Origin of the sequence: Bifidobacterium sp. B4081 (assembly GCF_026537335.1) — a bacterium.
Classification (GTDB): Bacteria; Actinomycetota; Actinomycetes; order Actinomycetales; family Bifidobacteriaceae; genus Bombiscardovia.
Window position 1 is genome coordinate 100075 of the sequence record NZ_JAFNMM010000004.1, and the last position, 24571, is coordinate 124645.

Below are 24571 nucleotides of genomic sequence, written 5' to 3' on the forward strand. Positions count from 1 at the left end.
CACGGTGATGGTAGGATATCATTCCGTACCGCGGCCTGGAATGCTGTCATGGACCACCGGGACCGCCTCCTTAGCTCAGTTGGCCAGAGCAGCCGCCTTGTAAGCGGCAGGTCGTCAGTTCGACTCTGACAGGAGGCTCTACGCCAGGAATGAACCCCCTATTCCACATATTCAGCTTCGTCTCGGGACAGGCTATAATAATGGACATTACCTGGATAATTACAAATACTTCCCTCGAGTAAGTCATTTCGGAGGCTCGTTCTCCGAAGTACGAACGGAGCTTTTTCCCCAACCATCTCCGTTCGTATTCGAGGACGGGATCATTCCCCTTCATTCCCGTCCTCTTGACGTTGATCCGCCGGCCCAAGGCCCGGGTCTTGAGAAGCCGACTGACCGATGACGGCCAGGTCGGCTTTTTTGTTGCCACCCATCTGTAACAAATGTGGATGTTTGCCCGACCTTGCGGATTGTCTGGCTTAGCTCCATGCCCGCGCCGCTAGAATTACCAGGTACAGACAAGGCAGGAACGGGGAGGCGAGCACATGGCCAGACGCTGGACGCCGCGGCGTTTTGTCATGCTCAGAAGGATCCGCGTGGCCTCCTGCGCGATCCTGGTCGTTCTGGCCATGGCCTTGGCCTTCGGCATCACTGCACGCAAGAGCGTGGCTTTAAGCGTCAACGGGCAGACCAAAACGGTGACCACCTACGCCTACAGCGTGGACGGCCTGCTGCGCCAGCAGGGAATCAAGGTCAAGACCCACGACCTGGTCGATTCCACCTCCGGAGGCCAGCTGAACAACCATGCGGCAGTCACTGTGCGTTCCGCCTATCAGACCACCATCGTCATCCAGGGCCAGCGAGTGCCTTTCTGGACCACAGCCACCAGCATGGACCAGTTGCTGGGATTCTTCGAGGAGAACCGCAAGCAGGCCATGAAGGTCACCGTGGATATAGGCAACGTCTACAACCAGCTGACTGGCGGTCTGGTCATCAACCAGGCGGGGCCGGTCACGGTCGTGGCCGACGGGAAGACCTCGGTGGCCCCTGACGGCAAGCTTCCGGCTGCCTCCATCCTGGACTCCAAGGGCATCGTGCTGGGCAAGGAGGACCGCGTCAGCGTGGAGCACGACCAGGGCGCCACCGTTCTGCGTGTCCGACGGGTCACCCACGGGAACACCCAGAAGACCATCCCCTTGGCCTTTGCCACACGTACCGTGGTCGACCCGAACCTGGCGCCAGGCCAGACCCATATCCGACAGGAGGGCGTAGCCGGCCAGCGTCTGCAGACCATCCAGGTCACCTATGTGGACGGACAGGCAGAATCGGAGCAGGTCGTCAAGGAGGAGACCGTGGCCATGCCAGTGGATCAGGTGGTGGCCGTCGGCCCCGACAAGCCAAAGGAGGGGCAGAGCAGCGGGCAGCAGTCCAAGGACAAGGGGTCCGATCACGCCAAGGACACCTCCTCTCCAAGCTCCTCGCCAAGCAAGGATGCGCAGTCGGGAAAGACAACTACCACGCCCTCGCAGACATCACAACCATCAGGCTCGAATACAACGCCCAAACCAGACCCCCCGAGCCAGAACGAAAACACACCAGCCCCGTCGCCAGCACCAAGTCCATCTCCAAGCGGCCTCTGGCATGCCAGCGCAGAGCTTGCCCAGACCTATGCCTCGGGCGCAGCTGCTCAGCGCGGGTGGACAGGTTCGCAGTTCGCAGACCTGGTGAAACTCTGGAACAAAGAATCAGGATGGCAATGGGATGCCGAAAACCTCTCCGGTGCCTACGGCATCCCCCAAAGCCTGCCGGGCTCTAAAATGAGTAAGTTCGGTGCCAACTGGCATGACGATGCTGCCATCCAAATCGATTGGGGCCTCTGGTATATCGCCCAACAATACGGGAATCCCAGCACGGCCTGGCGTCACTCGGAACAGTACAACTGGTACTGACTCCCTACTACATTCACGAGCAGCGAACCGACATGAACACGAGAACCGAGAACGACCGCCTTCTGGGCGCCGCCGATATCCGACGCATTGCCGACCAGGCCGGCATCCATCCCACCAAGCGCCTGGGCCAGAACTTCGTCATCGATCCAGGCACTGTCCGCAGGATCGTCCGCCTGGCAGAGGTGAAGCCCGGTCAGTCCGTCTTGGAGGTGGGTCCAGGTCTGGGATCCCTGACCCTGGGGCTACTGGAGGCAGGCTGTCTGGTGACCGCCGACGAGATCGACTCCGGGCTGGCCCGGCGCCTGCCTCAGACCGTCAGCCAACGCATGCCGGAAGCCCTGGACCGGCTGACCGTGATCAACCGGGATGCCCTGACCCTGACCCCTCAGCTGGCAGGCGACGCGGGCAGAACCGCCGACCTGACCCTGGTAGCCAACCTGCCCTACAACGTGGCCACTCCCATCATCCTGACCCTTCTGGCCCGGTTCGCCAATCTGAACCGGTTCCTGGTCATGGTCCAGAAGGAGGTAGCGGATCGTCTGACGGCTGGCCCGGGTTCCAAGGTCTACGGCACCCCCAGCCTGAAACTGGCCTGGTACGGCCGTGCCACCCAAGCGGGAAGGATCGGACGTCACGTCTTCTGGCCCGCTCCCAATGTCGACTCGGCACTGGTCTGCTTTGTCCGTAACGAGGAAGGACACATCGGCGAGGACGAGCGAACGCGGATTCGGGTTTTCGCTCTGATCGACGCTGCCTTCGGCCAGCGCCGCAAGACCCTGCATGCTGCCCTGAAGGGCCTGGTGTCTCCCGAGGCCTTCAAAGCGGCAGGTATCGATCCGAGCCGACGTGGAGAGACCATGACCATTGCGGAATTCGCCGCCCTGGAGCGGGCCGACCGCGAGGTGGCCGCGTGAGCCCGGCCGTCGGCAGGGAGGGGATCGCCCTGGACTGCCCGGCAAAGATCAACCTGCTACTTCGGGTAGGACCCGCCCGAGCGGACTGGGGTGGCCGTCACCGCTTGGACACCATCTACAGCGCCGTAAGCATCCTTGACAGAGTGGAGCTGCGTCCAAGAGAGCCTGGCAGCGGTTTCAGGCTGCACATGGAAGGCGAGCATCTGGGTGATCTGGCTGACAATGACGCCGATCCCCATGCAAACCTGGCCGTCAAGGCCCTCCTAGCCATGACCCAGGCCACCGGGCATCAGCCGGATGCGGACATCCGCATCATTAAGCGAATACCGGTGGGTGCCGGTCTGGCCGGGGGCTCCACGGATGCGGCCGGAACCATGCTGGGCCTGAACCGGCTCTGGGAGCTCGGGCTGAGCGCAGCTGAACTGGATGAGATCGCCGCCGGGCTGGGCGCAGACCTGCCCTTCTGCCTGCATGGTGGTCTCAGCCACGGCTCGGGTTTCGGCCAGGTTCTGGAGCCTTTGGATCCGGCTGGCGCAGAGGCTCGAAGCTTGCGCAATGCCGGACTGACCGGTCGCCTGCTGATCGGCGCCTATGAAGATCAGCTGAGCACGGCCCAGGTATACAAGGCCTTCGACGCGATCGGCCCCAGCCCCGGCGACCTGAACGACCTGCAAAAAACCGCCTGCGCTCTTCACCCACGCTCGCTCCTGGCTCTGGATCTGGCCCGGCGGGCAGGGGCAGGGCCAGCTTTCGTCTCGGGATCTGGCCCATCGGTGGTGGCTATGGTTCCTCACTTGGACCAGGCGGCAACACTGATAAGACTCTGGCGGGAGCAGAATGCCGTGGACAGAATCATTGAGGCTGACTCGCCAGTCCTGCCCAGGATGGTTCCCCTGCGAGTCACCCATGGACAGTAGAGTAGGCAACATGACGAATCCCGAACCACTCGACGAACGCGAGGCCCGCAGGCAGTTCGTACGACGGCGGCAGAAGATGGTCTTCACTATAGCCGTCAGCGCCCTAGTGGTCATCCTGGTCATCTGTGGTCTGATCATCTTCGGATCCATCGGGCATACCGCCAAACACGCCACCATCGCCAAACCCAACTATGGGGTCGCCGTGCCCTGTCCGCCCGACAAGTCCAAGCTGGTCAACCACCCCGACATCCGTGTGCGGGTGCTCAACGGAACCAACAAGTCCGGTCTGGCCACTGCCCTGGCGTCGGCCCTGCGCAATCGGGGATTCAACATGCAGGATGTGGCAGACTATCCGGGCAAGACCGAGACAGCGCGCACCCAGATACGCTTTGGCGCCTCGGCCATTGATCGCGGCTACACGGTGGGGTCCCAATTCAACGATGCCGTTCTGGTCATGGACGACCGCGGCGACGATCTGATCGACGTGGTCATCGGGGCCACCTTCACCGATCTGAACGACGAGGACAGCACCTCGGGCGTTGGCCGCAGGATCCAAGCCGTCAAAGGCTGCCTGGCCGACCCCTCCTCCCTGAAAAACCTGCCCAAGGCTCCCAAGGCCTGACGCCGCAGCAATGTTGCTGGCCTGGCATACCGCCCAGGAGCACGGACCCGGCTGTTGCGGAACCATAAACCGGAGGCGTTTGCGCTTGTAGTACAACGACAGGCACAACACCAGGCGTGGTGACACCCGGCGGCAGGGAGGGATGTTTGCGCGCGTGATATGGTAGTCGGTGCAACGCCTTTGGGTTGTGGGTGTTCGCGCGCTTGTTACAGTTTTGAGTGCGATGTCCGGGGGAATGCTGTAGCAGGCTCTGCGAAGGAAGGAGTCAGCTCATCATGCGTCAGCGTTTGGGCATGGTAGCCGCCTTGGCCTTTCTTCTCGCCTTGTCCTGTACACCCGCTTTGGCTGGGGGCACCAGCAGCCCAGACGGCACCGCCGTGCCCGCTACCCTGGACAAACAGCAGGGGGAGAACCCTTACAGGGATGATAGCCCGCAGGCTGCATCGTCATCCTCGCCTCTGGCCACGTCCTCACCCCTGAGCCACACGACCCCAAGCCCAGCCGCCGCGCCCGCCAGGACCGGCCTGACCGACACCACAGGCAGCCGGCCGCAGGCCCAATCCTCCCAAACCTGGACGGTCAGCTTCGACCCGGCCGGCGGCAGCAGCATCGGCGGGCAGACCATCCCCGACGGGGGGCAGGCCAGCCGGCCCAGCCCCGACCCGTCCAGGGACGGGTACCTGTTCGACGGCTGGTTCCAAGACGATGTCGCATACGACTTCAGCCAGCCCGTCACCGGGAAAGTCACCCTGACCGCCCGGTGGACCAGAACGGACACACAGCACTGGACCATCAGCCCCACCCAAGGACCCGCAGCCGGAGGCACCAAGGTCACCCTCACCCCACCCAAGCCAAGAGGCATCCGCTTCAGCCAAATCAGTCTGAACGGCTTTCACTCCGCTGCCATCAGATCCGACGGCAACCTCTATACTTGGGGAAACAACAGCAGCGGCCAGCTGGGCGACGGCACCACCAGCAACCAGAAAAGGCCAATCCTGGTCGACAAGCCCGCAGGAGCGCCGAACGGATTCACCTGGAAACAAACCATCCTAGGCAGCTATTATTCCGCGGCGTTCGGCTCGGACGGCAACCTCTACACCTGGGGAGACAACAGCAACGGCACGCTTGGAGATGGCACCACCACCGACCGGAGCAGGCCAGTCCTGGTCGGCAAACCCGCAGGCGCGCCCGACGGATTCACCTGGAAACAAGTCAGCTTAGGCGCTTGGCATTCCGCAGCCATCGGCTCGGACGGCAACCTCTACACCTGGGGAAGAAATAGCAACGGCCAGCTGGGCAGGGACACGAACATCACGCCCGCCAACCGGCCAGGCCTGGTCGGCAAGCCCCAAGGCGCGCCCGATGGATTCACCTGGAAACAAGCCAGCCTCGGCTGGTTTCATTCCGCAGCGATCGGCTCCGACGGCAACCTCTACACCTGGGGAAGAAACGACTCCGGGCAGCTGGGCGACGGCACCACCACCGACCGAAACAAGCCAGCCAAACTCAACGGGATCACTTGGAAACAAATCAGCCTAAACAACAATTTTTCCGCAGGGATTGGCTCCGACGGCAACCTGTACGCGTGGGGAGGCAACAGCAGCGGCCAGCTGGGCGACGACACCACCACCAACCGGAGCAGGCCAACCCTGATCCGGAAGCCCACAGACGCACCCGACGGATTCACCTGGAAACACATCAGCCTAGGCGAGACTCATTCCGCAGCTTTGGGATCGGACGGCAACTTATATGCCTGGGGGCGCAACAACACTGGCCAGCTGGGCGACGGCACCACCACCAACCGGAACACGCCGGTCGCACTCGTCTTCCCCGTAGCGCCGACGGTCACCAGTGTCCTGTTCGGCCAGGCCAAGACCATGGGGATCACGCCAAACCCTGACGGCACCTGGCAGGTGTCCACGCCCGCGCATGCCCCGGGAACCGTGGACGTGACCATCGTCTGGAACAGGAACGGGCCCCAACCGGACGCGCACCTGCAATACATATATATCGCCCCCAAATACCAGGTCGGCTTCACCTCCAAGGACAGCTCCTGCCCCGCCCCCACGGGCATGCCCCCCAGCCAGGCCGTCACCCAGGACGGGCAGGCGGAACGCCCCCAGCCGGACCCGAAGGCCGACGGCTGCCTGTTCGACGGCTGGTTCCAGGACAATGTGGCCTACGACTTCACCCAGCCCGTCACCGGGAAAGTCACCCTGACCGCCCGGTGGACCAGGACGGACACACAGCACTGGACCATCAGCCCCACCCAAGGACCCGAGACCGGCGGCACCAGATTAACCCTGACCCCGCCCGCACAGCGAGGCATCAGATTCAGCCAGACCAGCTCAGGCGAATACCATTCCGTGGCCATCGGCTCCGACGGCCAGCTGTACGCCTGGGGCGACAACCAGTACGGCCAGCTGGGCGACGGCACCAACACCAACCGCAGCACGCCGGTCATGGTCGGCAAGCCCGGAGACGCGCCAGACGGCTTCATTTGGAAACAGGTCAGCTCAAGCTTCCGGCATTCCGCGGCCATCGGCTCCGACGGCCAGCTGTACGCCTGGGGAAGGAACTACTACGGCCAGCTGGGCGACGGCACCACCACCAACCGGACAAGGCCAGTCAAGATCGGCAAGCCCCAAGGCGCGCCAGACGGATTCACCTGGAAACAGATCAGCATGGGCAGCGACCACAGCGCGGCCATCGGCTCCGACGACAACCTCTACACCTGGGGATGGGAGGATGCCGGCCGACTGGGCAGGAGCACAAGCATCACGCCATATGACCGACCAGGCCTGGTCGACAAACCCACAGGGGCTACTGACGCGTTTGCTTGGAAACAGATCAGCATGGGCGGCCACTCAGCAGCGATAGGCTCCAACGGCAACCTCTACACCTGGGGATACAACGCTTATGGCCAGCTGGGCGACGGCACCACCACCGACCAGGCCAGGCCAGTCAAGATCGGCAAGCCCCAAGGCGCCCCCAACGGATTCACTTGGAAACAAGTCAGCTTAGGCAGGTGGTATTCCGCAGCATTAGGCTCCGACGGCAGCCTCTACACTTGGGGAGACAATGCTTACGGCCAGCTGGGCGACGGCACCAAGGTCGACAAGCACACGCCGACCCCGGTCCAGAAGCCCCAAGGCGCGCCAGACGGATTCACCTGGCAAAAAGCCAGCCTAGGCTACAGTTCCAGCGATGGACATTCCGCGGCCATCGGCTCGGACGGCAACCTGTATTCCTGGGGGAGCAACGGCAACGGCCAGCTGGGACGCGAGCCCGCTGAAGCCTGGCCGGCCAGCCGGCCCGGCCCGGTCGGCTTCCCCGGAAAACCGCAAGCCACCAGCATCTGCTTCGACCAAACCCGGCAGCAAGGCGTCTGCTCCGCCGCCGGCAAAAACCTGACGCCCAACCCCGACGGCACCTGGAACGCCACCACGCCCGCCTACACGCCAGGCCCCGTCCCTGTGGCCATCGACTGGACCCAGGACGGCATGCCGCAAGAAACCGACACAAGCAACACCTACCGGTACCTGTCCATCGCCAGCCTGCCCCTGACCGGAGGAAACGGCATGCTCATCCTGCTCGCCACAGGACTGCTCGCCGCAGGAGCCGCCACAGCAGCCAAAAGCCAGAGACAGCAGGCGCGCACAGCCGCATGAACACCTCACACGAGTAAGCAACAACCTGGGCCACACCCCCCCAAGAAGGCCCAGGCCGACAGGCGGCCCCGCCACCCCCAACACGACGGGACCGCCACCACACCCATCAACCCTACAAACCACAACCAGACACCAGCCGGACCAACCACACACCGCCAGCAAACAACCACACAATAATCACAGCCAATGCCACCCTGGCACCTGATGACCATGCAAGCATCTTCCACATATAAGACGGCGGCATCCGAACCCGCAGAATGCAGACCAGGGATACTCAGTCAGAGCTAGGCCAAATCAGGCCTGGCCCTGACTCTGCCACCATTGCCGCAGTTCCCGTTCAGCCGTCCCCCGGTCGACCGGGCCCTGATCCAGGCGGTAGTCCAGCATGTGCCGGTAGGCGCGTCCCACCTGGGGGCCGGGCTTCAGGCCCAGGATCTGCATGATCTGTCGTCCATCCAAGTCGGGCCGGATGGCATCCAGGTCTTCCTGCCGACGCAGCTGAGCCACCCTGTCCTCCAGTTCGTCCATGGCGGAGGAGAAGACCTGGGCCTTGCGCTTGTTGCGGGTGGTCGCATCGGCCCGGGTCAGACGGTTGAGCCGCTCGTAAAGGGGCCCGGTCTCCCGGGCATAGCGGCGTACGGCCGCATCGGTCCACCGCTCGTCCACATAGCCGTGGAAACGCAGGTGCATGAAGATCAGGTCGCAGACGTCAGCAATCAGGTGGTGGTCGAAGCGCAAGGCCTTGAGCCGCTTGCGGGCCAGCCTGGCTCCGACTGCATCATGGTGATGGAAGCTGACCTTGCCGCCGGGCTCAAAGCGCCTGGTAGCGGGTTTGCCGATGTCGTGCAGCAGGGCAGCCAGGCGCAGGGTCAGATCCGGGGCAGGCACAGGTCCGTCAGGTCCGGTCTCCAGGGCAATGGCCCGGTCCAGCACCATCAGTGTGTGCTCGAAGACGTCCTTGTGCCGGTGGTGCTCGTCTATCTCCAGCTGCAGGGCCGGGACTTCGGGCAGCACGATGTCGGCCAAGCCGGACTGCACCAGAGCCTCGATGCCCTGGACGGGATGATTGGCCAGCATGAGCTTGGTCAGCTCGTCGCGAATCCGCTCGGCCGAGACGATGCTGATTCGGCCGGTCATGCGGGTGATGGCCTCTGCGGTCTCCGGAGCGATGGTGAACTCCAGCTGGGCCACGAACCGCACGGCCCGCATCATCCGCAGGGGGTCGTCGTCGAAGGATTGGCGGGGATCCACTGGGGTCCGCAGCACCTGCTTAGCCAGGTCGTTGGCCCCCCGGTAGGGGTCCACGAAGACCAGATCGGGCACCCGCAGGGCCATGGCGTTGACGGTGAAGTCACGCCGGGAAAGGTCGCCCTCAAGACTGTCCCCGTAGTCCACCTCGGGCTTGCGGGAGTTGGGATCATAGGTGTCTCGCCGGTAGGTAGTCACCTCCACCTTGACCTCGGTGCCGTCGGAACGCCGCCGAAGAGCGCCCAAGGTGCCGAATTTGCGCCCCATGTCCCAGAATCCCGACCCCCAGTGACGCAGGATGGGCTCGAACTGCTCGGGCCTGGCCGAAGTGCAGAAATCCAGGTCGTGGGAGGGCCGGCGCAGGAGCAGATCGCGTACAGGGCCCCCTACCAACGCCAGTTCAAATCCCTGCTCGGCGAAAAGGCGCCCGAGCTCGATGGCCTCCGGCCAGACTTGGAAATCCACGCTCACCCTTTCCTACGGAGTTGATGCGCCTACTAGCATACCGTTACCCCACCTGCACATTACCTTACGTAGAGTTGGAGTATGATTACGCCCGCGGACATGGCGCGCATGCTTGCACATAGCGCCGACTCTGCGGACATCCATGCCCGCGGCCAGCAGAGTCGGGGCCATCTTGTGGAAACCGTAAGCGAACGTCTGGATCCGCAGGTCCGCGAGCGCATACAGGTCGAGGATGACGCTCCCACGCCTGCCCTCATGCCCCGGCACAAACACGATTCCGGTCCTTCCACTTTTGCCTCCCTGGATGCCCAGGAGCTACCGGTGGTGCGCGAATATTCGGCGGGTGGGCTGATTTTCGATCGGCATGACCGAGTGGCCATCATCGCCCGGCACTCCCGCTCGGGCCACCTGGAATGGTGCCTGCCCAAGGGGCATATCGAGAGGGGGGAAACACCCGAGCAGACGGCGGTGCGCGAGGTCCATGAGGAGACGGGAATACTGGGTAAGGTGACCGATTCCATCGCCACCATCGACTACTGGTTCACCGGGACCAACCAACGGGTCCACAAGCTGGTCCACCATTTCGTCCTGCGGATGATCGGCGGATCCCTGAGCGTGGAGGGCGACCCTGATCACGAGGCCGAAGATGCCATCTGGGTGGACTTTTCCGACCTGACCTCGGTGCTCAGTTATCCTAATGAGCGTAAAATAGCCTGGCTCTACGCGAGGAAGTATAAAAAACAGCCATGATCCAGACCCCCCTGCGCCCGAGCGGGCGCACCAGCCAGCGCACCCATGCCTTCAATCGATGGGCCGGGTGGGCTCGAATCCTACCGGCGATCGTCCTCCTGCTAGCCCTGGTGGTGACTCCCTGGCTACCAACACCGGCACTGGCTGCCCCCAATCATCAGAACTCGGCCGAGGTGGCTCTGCGCTGGTCGACGCCTGTGGTGACTGACAAATCCGGTTATGCCCTGCGCGCTACGGTGACCAACACCGCGAACCAGCCTATGGAAAATACCCATCTGAGCGTGTCCACCAGCGCTCTGTACTCCTTCAGCTCCCGGGCCGACATGCAGGCCTGGTCCGAAGGCCACGCCCGCATCCCCACCCCGGACGTGCTGGGTACACAGACCGTACCGACAATCCCGGCCGGGCAGAGCGCTGAGGTTTCAGTCAATGTGCCGGCTGACCAAGGCGCGATCAAGAAGATGACCAGCTGGGGGCCCAAACCCATCCGACTTTCCCTAAGCGACGGTCAGAATCGGGTTCTGGGCGACGTGTTCACCTTTCTAACCCGGACATGGGATGGACTGCCCACTGCTGGCACCCCTGCACTGTCTCTGACCATGGTCATGCCGCTGATCTCCTCGGACTGGAACATTGACGACAAGGCCATGACAGCGCTGATGACCCAGCCCGGTACCGAATCCGAGTCAGGCCCGGGCAAGAATAAAGACCAGAGCGTGACACTGACCCGTCAAGGGGACCGTCGCCAGGAAGATCAGAGCCAGCTGCTGGCTAAGCACGGGTCCCTGCAGGCCTTGGGCGATCCGATCTACCTGTCCGCCTTCGCCAACCGTCCCAAGATCCAGGGGCTGATCCAGCCAGCCGACTTCGACATCACCGGATACGCCTCCCAGAACCAGGATCGCTACGCCAAGGCCGGGGTCACCCCCGAGTCCTGGAACGCCCAGACCGCAGCCAAGCTCTATCCTGATGCCGCTTCCGGCACATACGCCTGGCAGGGCATGCAGGAGTGGACCATGGAATCCATCGCTGCAGCCCGTCGCGCCGGCTACCAGACGGTCATTGCCCCGCAGGGCTTCGAGGTAGGAGCCGGCACATCCGCCCACACCGGCAAGTACACCATCGACACCCAGGCCGGACGGGTGACCGTCCTGTCGGCCCAGCGCGAACTCAGCAACCTGGCAAGGGGCAACCCCAGCTCCACGCGGGCCACCGGGGAGCAGACCCAGGCGGGGCAGACGGCACGCTTCATGGCCCAGAGCGCCTTCTATCAGATGGAACAGCCCTACGCCGAGCGCTCCCTTATGGTCTGCTTTGATGCCGATCAGGACACTCAGCATGCGGACAGGATCATGACCGAGTTGGAGCACGCTCCCTGGATCCATCTGGAACCCATGGACAATCTGATGCGAGCACCCGACTTCACCGGCGGCTCATCCGGCCTGCTCAAGGCCCTCGAAGCCGATGACGGTCAGGGCGGCGCCAAGCATGGCGACAGCTCGGCAGCCACCTTGGACTCCCTGATCGCCAGCAGGGCGGACATCGACCGGTTCGCTTCCTCCATTCTGGCCGATGATCAGCAGACCGCCCAGCCCTCTGCCAGCGCCACGGCCGGCAAGGCCGACAGCCAGGCCTTGGCCCGACAAGATGCTGACACCACGGCCCGCCAGCCCAAGGATCCACACCAGTGGCTGAACCGGCTGACCGCCGCCCACGACGATCTAGCCCTGAAGTCCCTGGGCGGAACCACAGCCGCCGCCGGCCTAGCCGATCAGGCCGGCGCCATATCCCACCGGCTCCTGGACGGCATCAGCATCACGCCCAGCGAGTCCCTGAACGTGGTCAGCGAGACGGCCTCCATGCCCGTCACCGTCAGCAACAGCCATCCCTACCCGGTCCACGCCCGCATCAGCGCTCGCACCGATTCCATGGAGATCGTTACCTCGCGCCTGGCGGATGTGGTCATTCCCGCCCGATCCGAGGCCCAAGTGACCTTTAAGGTCAGAGTGGCGACTGCCGGCAGGGCCAACGTGGACATCGGCCTGCTGGACAGCCAGGGCCGTCCCTTCGGCCAGATGCGCCGGGCTCAGATCACCAGCAATCTGCGTCTGAGCGACATGAGCGGCCTGCTCATCATTGTCTTTGCCGTGCTCCTTGGGCTCCTGGGGCTCTGGCGGCAGTTCCACCGCACGAAGGACCCGGACGAATGAGCTCCGTAGGGCGCAACTCCGCCATCATGGCCACGGGCACCGCGGCCTCCCGGGTGACCGGGCAGATCCGCACCATCCTGCTGGCAGCCGCCATAGGCACCACCGGGATCGCAGCCGACGCCTACCAGACCGGCGCCATGATCCCCCAGGTCATGTTCACCCTGATCTCGGGCGGCATCTTCAACGCCGTCCTGGTCCCGCAGATCGTACGCACCCTCAAGGAGAGGGACGCGGCTGACCGGCTGAACAAGCTGATCACCGTCGCCATGGTTCTCCTGGCCCTGCTGACCCTGCTGCTGATGCTGGGCACCCCGGTGCTGACCACCATCTATCTGAACTCCAAATGGAACCCCGCACAGCGCGCTCTGGCCAACTCCTTCACCCTCTGGTGCATGCCCCAGGTCTTCTTCTACGGGCTCTACACGGTACTGGGTCAGATCCTGGCCGCCAAGGGCCGTTTCACCGCATACGCCTGGAGCTCGGTGGGCGCCAATCTGATCAGCTGCCTTGGCTTCCTGGTCTTCATCCTCCTGTTCGGCAACGCCCGCAGCCAGCCGGTGGGTTTCTGGGACAACGGCAAGGTGGCCCTGACCGCCGGAGCCTGGACCCTAGGAGTGGCCTTCCAGGCGCTGGTCCTCTTCATCCCCCTGATCATGAGCGGCTTCCGCTATCGACCACGCTGGGGCCTACGGGGCATCGGCCTGCGATCCATGGGCTCGGTGGCGGCCTGGAGCATGGGTGTGGTGGTCATCGACCAGCTGGCCAACGTAATCAACGCCCGCATCAACAATGGCGCCCCTCTGGAGGGCAACCCCTTGGACATCGCCGGCAACGGCTCCTACCAAAACGCCTACACCCTCTTCATCCTGCCATACTCCCTGGTGGCCGTTTCCGTCAGCACGGCCATCTTCCCCAAGTTGTCCAAGGCGGTTTCGGACGGCCGCATTGGGGATGCCCGCGAGGATCTGAGCCAGGCCCTGCGCAATGTCGGGCTGATGATGTTCTTTTTCACTGCGGTCATGCTGGCCATTCCTGTGCCCATCACCCGTGCCCTGCTGCCCTCCGTGGGCGTCCACGAGGCAGTCCTGATCTCGGGACCCCTGATAGGCCTGTCCCTGGGGCTGGTGCCCATGAGTGCCTTCCTGCTCATTCAGCGCACCTTCTACGCCTTCGAGGACGGAAGGCATCCCTTCATCTTCGCGGCCGTCTCCAACACCATCCAGGTGGTGTTGGTCCTGGCAGCCATCCGCCTGGCCCCTCCCCGCTATTGGGCGGCCCTGGTGGGACTCAGCCTGTCCTTGAGCAACATCCTCAGCTTCCCCATGCTGGCGGGCATGCTGCGCAGACCCTTCCAGGGATACTTGGATGGTCGGCGCATCCTTGGCACCTACGCCAAGGCTTTCCTAGCGGCGGGTCTGGCACTGGCGGCCTCCCTGACGGTCAAGACTCCACTGACCCGCCTGGTCGGCGCCTGGGTCCAGGACCGGCAGGGCCACATGAGCTGGGTGCAGGCGCTCTTTATCTGCATGGTCATCACCCTGCTGACAGCGGCCATCTACGCCGTGACCCTGGTTGCGCTACGCACCGAGGAATTCACCCAGCTCATGATCGACCTGGCCCGCCGTCTGGGCAGGACGGCCCGACACCCGGTCCGCAGCCTGGACGCCTTGGACGGACGGCCCTCCCGGCTGGCCGACCGCTCGGTCAGGGTGGTGCACTCCTCCTCTCCTGATTCCACCCAGCCTGGCATGGACACGGCTCTGGAGAACTTCGAAGAGACCCGCGAGCCCGGCACTGATGGAGAATCCGCGACAGCCGGGCCCCCTCCAGCCCCTCCGGCCCCGCAACCCGTTAGAATTGTGCCTAGGAACAGCACGGTCCACCACGGCGTCGCCAACCACAGGCGACGCCCCACTTCTGATGAGAGCTCGGCAAGCATGAACGCGCATATCGGAGACACCATCCTCGGCAGATACACCTTGGTCACCCTGCTCCGCCGTGCCAACGGCTTGAGCGTCTGGCGGGCCAAGGACAAGGTGCTGGACAGGGACTGCCAGCTCTTTATCGCCGGCGATTCGACCTGCACGGATCTGATCAACGTCAACGCCTCCGGCCTGGCGCTGAGCAAGGACCACCGATTCACTCCGGTCTACCAGCTGCACACCAGGGATGGGGTCTCCCTGATCGTCACCGCTCCCGATGCCGGCATGTCCCTGAGGGACTACATGCACGGGCCCGCCGGCGAGACGCTGAGCAACCGGGCCATAGGCACCATCATGGGTGAGGTCACCGAGGCCATGCGTACCCTGCATGCCGCCGGCATGGTCGACTATGCAGTCTCAACCAGTACCATCAGGCTGGCGCCGGCCTCTATCACCCTGGCCGATGCCCCCATCTCGCCCATGATCGCACACCCGTCAGTCCCGAACGAGACGGGATTGGCTGACGAGGAGCATGCCATACGCGAACTGGCTGGCGTGCTCTACGCCATGCTGACCCGCCGACCCGACCAAGACGGACGACAGCCCAGCCTACAAGAGCTTCCCAAGCACACACCCGGAGAGTTCAGGATCATCTGCATGCGCGGACTGGGACTGACTGATGATCAGGGGGCCAAGCCAGTGCCCCTGGTCACCCTGGCCGAGCTGTCGGCACTGCTCAGCCCCTGGATCCCTCCCGAGGAGCTGACCGACAGCGATCTGATCTGGCCTGAGATGGACGGCCGCGCCTCCATCGAGACCGTGGCTCTGAGACCGGTGGATCCCAAGGATGTACTGCCCCTGCCCGATGGGCTGACCTCCTCAGCCCTGCCTGCCGCACAGACTGTGACCCATCATGAGCCGCACTGGAAGACCAACCAACTGCTCTTCCCCGGCCGGAGCGAAATCGAGATGCTCAATCCCGAAGACACGGACACCGACCTCTTCTCGCTCTTCGACGAACGTCAACGGCTACGCTCCTTGAGCAGCCGCTCCCGCAAGACCGCGGCCATGGATGTGAGCGCACTCAGGACGACGACTGCCAGGCCCGCTGCCTTGAATGACGAGGAGTCCAAGGCAGTGACCGGGCGGATGCCGACCGTGGGAGACGATCAGCATCGGCCGCCCGAGGCCATCAGCGGCAGCGGCGTGACCGCCGACAACCCCGTGGAGCGCGGCTTCACCCAGTGGGACTTCGACAAGTCCAGCGACAAGAAAAGCCATGAGACCGGCGGTCGTCAGGCCAGGGCAGCATCCAACCGGACCGCCTCACAGACCGTCCCACAGAGTAATGGAGAATCACATGCCCGGCGCGAGGATGACGCCGAGGCACACGACAGAACCCATGCACGCGTGGCCAGCGGCTCGACCGATCAGACATACGAAGAGCGGCAGAATGACCACTCGAATCAGGATGCCGAACGAGCGCCCCGATCCTCCAAGAAGCGCGATTTTGACGAAGAAGAGCAGCAGACCACGGTCATGGAGCCTCTGCCCCCCAGCTTCACGCCCGAAATTCACTCCATGCCAGCGCCGGTGACCTATTCGGAACTTCCGGACGATAGCCAAGACGAGGATCTGGATGACGAGACAGACATGGCCGACACGCGTCTATTCGGCCGTTTCACGACTCGCTCCGTAGTCATTGCCGTAGCGGCCGCAATCATCGTAGTGGCCTTGGTGTGGGCGATCTCAACCATCTCCGGCTCCCGACCCAACGTCGGCAAGGAGGAGGGCGGCTGGCCGGTCATGTCCAACGTCCCCTTCCCCGGTAGGACTGATGGGGACGAGGAGGCGACAACTACCAACAATGGCAAGGCCAAGGCCAAGGCTGGTACCGACAAGGTCAGCCATGCTGACAAGGTGGCCAAAAAGGTTCCCAATCCGCCCAAGCCCAAGAACACCACAGCCTATCAGTCGGATCGGCAGCTCTTCCTGAACAAGCCCGCCGGCCTGCAGGGCTTCGGATGGTACATGCACCTGACCAAGCCGGAGGAAGTCTCCCGCCTGACCATCGTCATGCCACAGAGCGGCGGCCATGCCCAGATCTACGCGAACTCCACAGCGGCCCAGCCCAACCAGGGGCAGCCGCTGGCCGACTTCAGCTTCGATCCCTCGGGCACCACCCAGGTCACCCTGCGTGAGCCGGTCACGACCCAGGATCTGGTCGTCTGGGTGCCCATGGACGGCATGCCGGGCAACTCCCTACGCTTCACGTCCGTCCAGGCCTTCTAAGCAGGTCCTCCACACGTCCCTGGCTGGAACACTTGGCTGTCCATTCTTGCTGCTGTCTTGCTGTTGCCGATCCTCAAAGCAGCTAGGATTGAAAGTTCCTGGAAAATGGGAAGGAATCCCAGGCGGGGTTCCGACCATGGGTGTACCGAAATGGTAATGTGTTGGATTTTTCCTCCAACAAAGCCCTTGCAGGTAATACAGTTTCCTTAGACAACGGCGGCAGGAAGGCGGAAGTCAGTCATGGCGGATGATCCCAATATCGCACCCAAGGTCATCAAGAACGATCCCTGGTATAGCTCCTATGCAGCACGAGCCGAGCAGATGCGCGCCTCCGAAATTCGCGCCCTCTTCGCTGTCGCCAATCGACCCGAAGTGGTCTCCCTGGCCGGCGGCATGCCCTACCTGGGCCGGATGCCTTTCGATAAACTGGCCGACCAGCTTGGCGTCATGCTACGGAGCAAGGGCCAAGTGGCCTGGCAGTATGGGTCAGCACAGGGCGATCCCCATCTGCGCGAGGACGTGCTGCCCATCATGGAGCTGGAAGGTATCAAGGACGTCCAGCCGGATGACGTGGTCATCGTCAACGGCTCCCAGTCGGGACTGGACCTGATCACAAGAATCATGTGCGATCCGGGCGATGTGGTGCTGGCTGAGGCACCCAACTATGTGGGCGCCCTGGGCGTCTTCCAGTCCTTCCAGGTCGATGTGGTCAACGTGGCCATGGACGGAGACGGACTGATTCCCGAGGCTCTGGAAGAGACCATTCTTGAACAGCGCCGTCAAGGCAAAGCGATCAAGTTCCTCTACACCGTGCCCAACTTCCACAATCCCGCCGGCGCCACCATGAGTGTCGAGCGGCGGCCGCGAGTCATCGAGATCGCCAGAAAGTACCATGTGCTTATTGTCGAGGACAATCCTTATGGACTACTGGCCTTCGACGGCCAGACCTATCCGGCCCTGCGCTCTTACGATTCCGAGGGCATTGTCTACCTGAGCAGCTTCTCCAAGATCATCGCCCCGGGCATGCGCGTGGCCTGGATGGTTGCGCCTCCTGGCATCCGACAGAAGCTGGTTCTGGCCAACGAGTCAGCCATCCTTTGTCCTTCCAACATGAGCCAGATGACCATCACCACCTATCTGGACAACTTCGACTGGAAATCGCAGATCAACGATTACCGGGGAATGTACAAGGAGCGCTGTGATGCCACGGACGAGGCTTTGAAGGAATATTTGCCCTACTGCTCATGGCTGAAGCCCAAGGGTGGCTTCTACATCTGGCTGAAGATACCCCAGGGGCTCAACGCCAAGGACATGCTGCCCAGAGCGATCACCGCCAAGGTAGCTTACGTGTCAGGCACAGCCTTCTACGATAATGGGGAGGGCGCGGATCATATGCGCCTGTCCTTCTGCTACCCCACTCCCGATCGGATCCGGGAAGGAATACGCAGACTGTCCACAGTCATCGAGAACGAACTCGCCACCGTCCGGCTGTTCGAGCCTGACAACGACAAGAAAAGGGGCTGAATCATGGCGGCCAAGCACAGCAAGACACCTCGGCAGCAGACCGGCGGCAAAACCGTGGCAACCGGCAAGGCCAAGACAATCGCGAGCACGAAGACGACCACGGTCGCAAGTCCGACCAGCACTGCGGCCACCACTTCAGCCACAGGTGCCAGCGAAGTGGCCAAAAAAGCCGGGCGGACCTCACATCGCTCCATCCGTGAAGCCACACCAGTCACCATGGACGATGTCACCTCCCTGGCCAGCAAGACCACCAAACGTGCTGACAAGTCGCTTCTGGTGATCTGTGGTGGCCTCAGCCATGAGCGCGATGTCTCCATCAGCTCGGGTCATCGAGTTCAGGGATTCCTGGAGGAGGCAGGGTGGACAGTCCAGGTCCACGACATGGATGGCTCGCTCCTTCCCTACCTGACCGACGAGTCGACCCGCCCTGATCTGGTCTGGCCTTTGCTGCATGGCGCCAACGGCGAGGACGGTTCCATCCGTGACGTCTTGGAAATGGCCGGATTGCCTTACATCGGATCCCGGGCCAAGGCCTCCCGGACCGCCTGGAGCAAGCCCATCGCCAAGAACGTCGTCCGCATGGCCGGCTTGCACACTCCGCATTCCGTGACGCTGCCCGAGTCCATGTTCCGCGAGCTGGGTGTCGAACCCGTTATCGATATGCTTCTAGGTTCGCTAGGACTTCCACTCTTCATCAAACCCACCATGGGTGGCTCAGCCATGGGCTGCACCATGGTGACTGAACAGAGCCAGCTCACTCAGGCGCTGATCAATTGCTTTGCCTACGGTGATGTAGCCCTGATTGAACAGGCTGTCACGGGCGCCGAGGTCTCTGTGTCCATCCTCGAGTTTGACGGACACCCCCTGGTTCTGCCTCCGCTTGAAATCTGGACTCCCTCAGGCACCTACGACTTCGAGGCTCGCTCCACACCTGGCCCGACAGAGTTCTATGTTCCAGCCCGACTGGATGCCAAGACCACACAGGCTGTCAGCGATGCCGCACTGACCGCTCACCGGGCTCTGGGGCTCCGCGATATTTCACGAACCGATTTCATCGTTGATGCCCAAGGTCAGCCGCAATTCCTGGAGTCCAATGTGGCACCCGGTATGACGGACACATCGCTTCTGCCACAGTCAGCCCAGGCCGCTGGCTACAATCTGCCAGAGCTATACACGGCATTGGTTCAATCAGTTTTGAATCAAAAGCGAACCGATTGAGACCTTAAAGCCCCTCTGGTTCTGCCTATCGTTCGGCTAGCACGTACAAGGTCCGCCTGATGCATGATGTGCAATTTGTACAATATGCGTCAGGCGGATCTGCAATATACGCCGATTGCAATACAGGCACAGCAGATAGCATACAGGGCGGGCACCAGATTCTCATTAGCATTCTTTCCCAGCCATACAATGGCAGTGGTTCATTGTTCGCCACTCATCATCGATTATTTCTCGCCTTCTATTCGATATGCCCAGCTCCCCACTTCTGATGTACTCTCCACTTCTCTTTTGCTACTCAGCCAAAGCCGATATTGATCGAAGGGCATGTTCAGTCAGATCACGGTTTTATATTGTCAACCAAACCGATTTGCAAAATCGACGCAGACCAATGGATTGCCGATACTACAATGACTGGTCGTCCTCCGAGACTCAACTCACAGGAAACCGCGATATTCGTTCACACCCTTGAATGCAATCGCGGTCGGTATCCAATGTTTCACGTGAAACATTCTGGGGTGATCAACTTACTGCACGAACTCCAGTGAGAGCCTCAAACGGTATAACGGCCTATGACCGACAGCGAATCCTGCACCTTAAAAGTGCGAGTCGAATAAAGAAATGGTCGACTGAAAAAGAAGACGACCCTTGCAGGATTGCAATCACTACGGATGCTGCCTGATTTTGCTGAAGATGTTATACCAAGTTTTTCTATCAAAGTACGCGTAATTGCATGTAGGTTTTGCTGCTTTTATAGCGTCGAGAATCGATCCATTCCAACTATGCCAGCAAGAACTTCGAGCGAGGGTTGAGTCTTCACCTGCAAATTATCATTCGGTCACCGGCATAGTTTTCCCGGTTCATTTGCCCCTATTTGTCTATCCTCATCGCTGAGAACACATCTTCCGATCAGATTTCATTTATTAAGCCATCTTGCTGACGCGGTTTGCTCCCCCCACGCACTCTAGGGCTCATAGATAAATGCCCATAGATACCCTGCAAATCAGTGGATTAATATATCCAAGGGGATCCATCCTTGTTCAAAGGCCATACTTCATAAGATCAAACAAGCGATTAAAACCGCACCCTACTACAATTGGGCAGTCCTCGGCCTTGCTCAATATGTCTTACTCATCTCTGCTGCTTTCCTCGCTCTTGTTCGATCCGCGCGAGGAACTTTCACCAAGTTCTTCCTGAGTTGAGGATGCATACCGGTCGGTAGACCTAAATGACATGTCATCATCAGCGACAAGGTTTTCTGCGTCCAACTCGTCTTCATTGTCATCAGAGCTTGGAGGATTCCAAAAACGCCAGCTATGCCAGCTGTCATCCTCACTCTTATCGTCTGTTTGATGACTAGGATGCTCCCGCAGTAACCGATCAACTCGGAGCATAAACCAGATCAGCACCAGAATCGTCCCAAGATTGGTTACGATGGCCACTATCACGGTTTTCTCCATAGTTTAAGAATAACTTGCTTCTGTCAGAAACAGACCTACTGTGAGATAAGTAGCGCCCTTTTCGCCCACCGCGTGTGACCCGGTCATCCTGCATGGATACAGTAGCGTTATGAAGCAAACTGTTCATGATGCCATTGTTATTGGGTCCGGACCAGCAGGTTACACAGCCGCCATTTATCTTGGCAGAGCCGGATATGCTCCACTTGTGATTGCTGGTGCCCTAACGCCCGGCGGTCAGCTTATGAACACGACAGAGGTAGAGAATTTCCCTGGATTCCCAAAAGCGGTATTGGGTCCGGATCTGATGGATCAGATGCGCGAGCAGGCCGAACATTTTGGTGCTCAGATCGAGTACGACGATGTCGTCTCAGTTGACTTGAGTGGAGATATCAAACGGATCACTACCGATGGCGGTGAAGAATACCAAACTCGAGCAGTCGTTATCACCACTGGTTCGCAATATCGAAAATTGGAGATTCCTGGAGAGCGCGAGTTTTCTGGGCGAGGTGTTTCCTACTGCGCCACATGTGACGGATTTTTCTTCAAGAATAAGCCGATTGTGGTCGTTGGCGGCGGCGACTCTGCCATGAGTGACGCAGACTTTCTGACCCGTTTCGGTTCTTCTGTCACCTTGATTCACCGTCGCCAAGGCTTCCGCGCTTCAAAAATCATGGTGGACCGAGCCAAGGCCAATGACAAGATCAACTTCCTTCTCGATTCGGTCGTTACGCAGATCAACGGTGACGGTAGCGGTGTAACCTCTTTGGATGTGCGCAACACAGCAACTGGCCAGCAGTCAAATATTCCAGCAAATGGAGTTTTCGTTGCCATCGGATTCACCCCCCAGACTGCTTTCTTTAATGGACAAGTCGACCTGGATCAGGACGGCTATATCCTGGTCAAGGGCGGTTCAACCAAGACCTCCACACCCGGAGTCTTTGCCGCTGGTGACGTAACCGACAAAGTCTATCGTCAGGCCATTTCTGCTGCTGGCATGGGTTGCCGTGCAGCCTTGGATGCCCAAGAGTATCTTACGAGTTTGGATAACCGCTAAGACCTGATACGCCCTGCAAACAAGAATTTACGTGCCTGGCAGTTTAAGATTGCCAGGCACTTCGTTTATCGACTATTTCAGCAGCTTATTTAGTTGCACTTAATTGTCTATTGGTTACGACGAAATAGCCCGCTCAACAGAAACATCACTGACCCTACAGCTTTTTCTATCGTCTCCTGCTGATATAACTACTCTCTGCTAAGGAGACATTACAGAACCCAGCCCTCCCCCCAACGCCGCGTCGAAAATCCTACAGACCTTGCTAGCTTAGGTATGCTACTTCCCTGCCAGGAAAGGAACCTTGCTTCATCTAGAACCACATCTAAGCGGAGACTTACCTCTTAGCCGACACACAGCACAGACATAAGCAACCACTCCAGTACGCCCAACTAAATAGCCAGCTTAGTCAACGACTCACCACATGCCCCACACTTGGGCGCACTCATCCACCCATGACAGCTAACCAGTTGAGATACCGATCGGACCGGATGTAGTTAACCGACAACACGACTTGGCTGATCAGTTAGCAGTTATTCAGAACCGAACAGTCTGCCAACATAGGTATATTGCGCACAGCCTTTCAGCACAGATATATCTGGACAGTGACTGGCACTTACTAATGATGGTTTAATCATTCTGATCTTAAGACAAATGCAGCGATTGCTCATCAGCTCATACGGGACCTGTTTGAGCTATGAAGCAATCGCTCGCCTTATCGGCAGGGTTTGGTTAAGCAACCCCTGCAGTCGCATTCTGAGAATAGGATCAAACCCAGCCTTTATCGCCCGAACGATTGCCATTATTTGGGGATTGATCCTTCTCCAAGAGAATGCCAACAATACGGTCCATATCTTCTGGCGAAGAAAATACGATTTCTATTTTCCCGTGCTTTTTAGTCCCCTTAATAGCCACCTTCGTATCAAAGTGACTTTCCAGGTCCTGGCGTACAGGACTATCGGCCCAGGCGTTTACTCTAGGCTTTTTTGCCTTCTTCTTCGCCTGTCCGGTCTGCAAGGCGACAAGTTCCTCGGTAGATCTTACTGACAATCCCTCAGCGATGATCTTGTCTGCCAAAGCAGTCATGGACTTTTCATCCGGTAAAGTAAGCAAGGCGCGGGCATGTCCAGCTGACAACACACCTGAGCTGACTTTTTTCTGAACACTGGGGGGTAACTTCAACAAGCGAAGTGTGTTGGTGATCTGAGGTCTGGACTTGGAAATTGACTTAGACAGACCGTCCTGAGTCAAGCCGAACTCATCGATCATTTGCTGATAAGCTGCTGCTTCTTCCAGAGGATTAAGAGCTACTCTATGGAGATTCTCGAGCAAGGCATCACGCAACATGGTGTCATCGCTCGTCGTTTTAACAATTGCAGGTATGGTATCTAGGCCAGCCAACCTAGTAGCACGCCAACGACGCTCACCCATTATGATTTCATAATGAGTTGTTTGCCGCAGATTCACGTCTCTCTGGTTTAAAAGCTGTCCCGATCGCTCTGCACCGGTCTTAGCGTCAACAACTTTTGATTTACTGCCTGCGCTGACAACTGAGGTTGTTTTATCTCCAGTTGTTCTTGGATAGTCTGCAAGAGTCGATCTTCGCACCACTATCGGCTGCAATACACCAACTTCCTTGATGGAGCGGGACAGCTCCAACAGTTCATCTTCATCGAAGATCTGCCTCGGTTGCTGTGCGTTGGGCCTAATATCGTCCACACGCACTTCAGCCAAGTACCCGCCTTGGACGGGTTCCAGCTTCTCTTGGGTATTGCCTTCTGCCTTATTTAGCTCAGTATCATTGCCAACAGGAACTGCACGGTTAACGCTTTGCCGAGCCTCTTTTGTCCTATCGTCGACAGCATCACTCGATTTCATCATCGACGATGTTTCACGTGAAACATTCGTCGTCGTAGGGCCAAAGAATAAATCACTAGGGTGTTCCAAGCTGCTGATGGAGGGAACAGACCGACGCTTGGTGGTCCTCTTCGACGTTAATGTTTCACGTGAAACATCGTCGGCGATTGACTTGGAAATACTGACTCGCTTTTGTCCTGCGTTGGTACGTTTACGACCACTCTTAGAGGACTTTGCTGAATCCGCTAGCTCTGAGCCAGCACGATCCGAATGCTGAGTACTTCTTTCTGATTTTGCCTTGCCTTTTGTTGTGTCGTCCTTCTCTAGGCGCTTTTGTCCATTTGATTCCGCACCCAAACCTTGAAAAATCGGCTGCTTATTGCTTGAATTTGGTACTTTGTTATCTTGTCGCCGACTATTATTGTCAGCATTGTTTTCATCATCTTCACCTGGCAAAGCGGGGAATAGAGCCCCCAAGCCCTTGCCTAACCGTGAACGGCTTGTCAT

Annotated in this window: 14 protein-coding genes and 1 tRNA gene; 12 read left to right on the forward strand and 3 right to left on the reverse strand. The window is 60.1% G+C overall.

The features are described 5' to 3' along the window. Window positions 1-64 precede the first annotated feature (64 nt). From J3T92_RS07750 to J3T92_RS07775, 6 genes are all read left to right on the forward strand, one after another. A tRNA-Thr gene (locus J3T92_RS07750) sits at window positions 65-138 on the forward strand. 404 nt (window positions 139-542) lie between these two features. Beyond that, window positions 543-1946: a G5 domain-containing protein gene (locus J3T92_RS07755; protein WP_267400884.1), complete on the forward strand. Its 1404-nt coding sequence runs from the start codon at window positions 543-545 to the stop codon at window positions 1944-1946. A 32-nt stretch (window positions 1947-1978) separates the two neighbouring features. Beyond that, window positions 1979-2860: a 16S rRNA (adenine(1518)-N(6)/adenine(1519)-N(6))-dimethyltransferase RsmA gene (rsmA, locus tag J3T92_RS07760; RefSeq protein ID WP_267400885.1), complete on the forward strand. Its 882-nt coding sequence runs from the start codon at window positions 1979-1981 to the stop codon at window positions 2858-2860. Beyond that, window positions 2857-3777: a 4-(cytidine 5'-diphospho)-2-C-methyl-D-erythritol kinase gene (locus J3T92_RS07765; RefSeq protein WP_267400886.1), complete on the forward strand. Its 921-nt coding sequence runs from the start codon at window positions 2857-2859 to the stop codon at window positions 3775-3777. The genes rsmA and J3T92_RS07765 overlap by 4 nt, the downstream gene beginning before the upstream one ends. A 10-nt stretch (window positions 3778-3787) precedes the next feature. Beyond that, window positions 3788-4399: a LytR C-terminal domain-containing protein gene (locus J3T92_RS07770; RefSeq protein WP_267400887.1), complete on the forward strand. Its 612-nt coding sequence runs from the start codon at window positions 3788-3790 to the stop codon at window positions 4397-4399. Window positions 4400-4674: 275 nt separating this feature from the next. Continuing rightward, window positions 4675-8070, forward strand: coding sequence for an InlB B-repeat-containing protein (locus J3T92_RS07775; protein WP_267400888.1), 3396 nt, complete (start codon window positions 4675-4677; stop codon window positions 8068-8070). Between the two features lie 294 nt (window positions 8071-8364). On the opposite strand, the gene J3T92_RS07780 is transcribed toward J3T92_RS07775, so the two are convergent. Beyond that, entirely contained in the window at window positions 8365-9783 is a 1419-nt protein-coding gene (locus J3T92_RS07780; protein WP_267400932.1) for a CCA tRNA nucleotidyltransferase, read from the reverse strand. Window positions 9784-9864: 81 nt separating this feature from the next. Between J3T92_RS07780 and J3T92_RS07785 the strand changes: the two genes are divergently transcribed. The 5 genes from J3T92_RS07785 to J3T92_RS07805 all read left to right on the forward strand — a co-directional run bounded on the left by J3T92_RS07785 (window position 9865) and on the right by J3T92_RS07805 (window position 19699). Beyond that, the gene (locus tag J3T92_RS07785; protein ID WP_267400889.1) at window positions 9865-10533 is read left to right on the forward strand and encodes an NUDIX hydrolase; all 669 of its coding nucleotides are present in this window, start codon (window positions 9865-9867) and stop codon (window positions 10531-10533) included. Next, complete coding sequence (locus J3T92_RS07790; protein WP_267400890.1) at window positions 10530-12743, forward strand: DUF6049 family protein; 2214 nt, start codon at window positions 10530-10532, stop codon at window positions 12741-12743. Before J3T92_RS07785 ends, J3T92_RS07790 begins: the two co-directional genes overlap by 4 nt. Then, entirely contained in the window at window positions 12740-16957 is a 4218-nt protein-coding gene (locus J3T92_RS07795) for a murein biosynthesis integral membrane protein MurJ (RefSeq protein WP_267400891.1), read from the forward strand. Before J3T92_RS07790 ends, J3T92_RS07795 begins: the two co-directional genes overlap by 4 nt. Before the next feature lie 240 nt (window positions 16958-17197). Then, window positions 17198-18481, forward strand: coding sequence for a PLP-dependent aminotransferase family protein (locus J3T92_RS07800; RefSeq protein WP_267400893.1), 1284 nt, complete (start codon window positions 17198-17200; stop codon window positions 18479-18481). A 3-nt stretch (window positions 18482-18484) separates the two neighbouring features. After that, on the forward strand, window positions 18485-19699 hold the full coding sequence (locus tag J3T92_RS07805; RefSeq protein ID WP_267400894.1) for a D-alanine--D-alanine ligase family protein: 1215 nt from the start codon (window positions 18485-18487) through the stop codon (window positions 19697-19699). A 1124-nt stretch (window positions 19700-20823) separates the two neighbouring features. Here the strand turns inward: J3T92_RS07805 and J3T92_RS07810 are convergent. Then, window positions 20824-21156, reverse strand: coding sequence for a hypothetical protein (locus tag J3T92_RS07810; protein ID WP_267400895.1), 333 nt, complete (start codon window positions 21154-21156; stop codon window positions 20824-20826). 109 nt (window positions 21157-21265) lie between these two features. On the opposite strand from J3T92_RS07810, the gene trxB reads away from it, so the two are divergent. Then, the gene (gene trxB, locus J3T92_RS07815; RefSeq protein ID WP_024627106.1) at window positions 21266-22210 is read left to right on the forward strand and encodes a thioredoxin-disulfide reductase; all 945 of its coding nucleotides are present in this window, start codon (window positions 21266-21268) and stop codon (window positions 22208-22210) included. A 765-nt stretch (window positions 22211-22975) separates the two neighbouring features. Here the strand turns inward: trxB and J3T92_RS07820 are convergent. Beyond that, window positions 22976-24571: a ParB/RepB/Spo0J family partition protein gene (locus tag J3T92_RS07820; protein WP_267400896.1), complete on the reverse strand. Its 1596-nt coding sequence runs from the start codon at window positions 24569-24571 to the stop codon at window positions 22976-22978.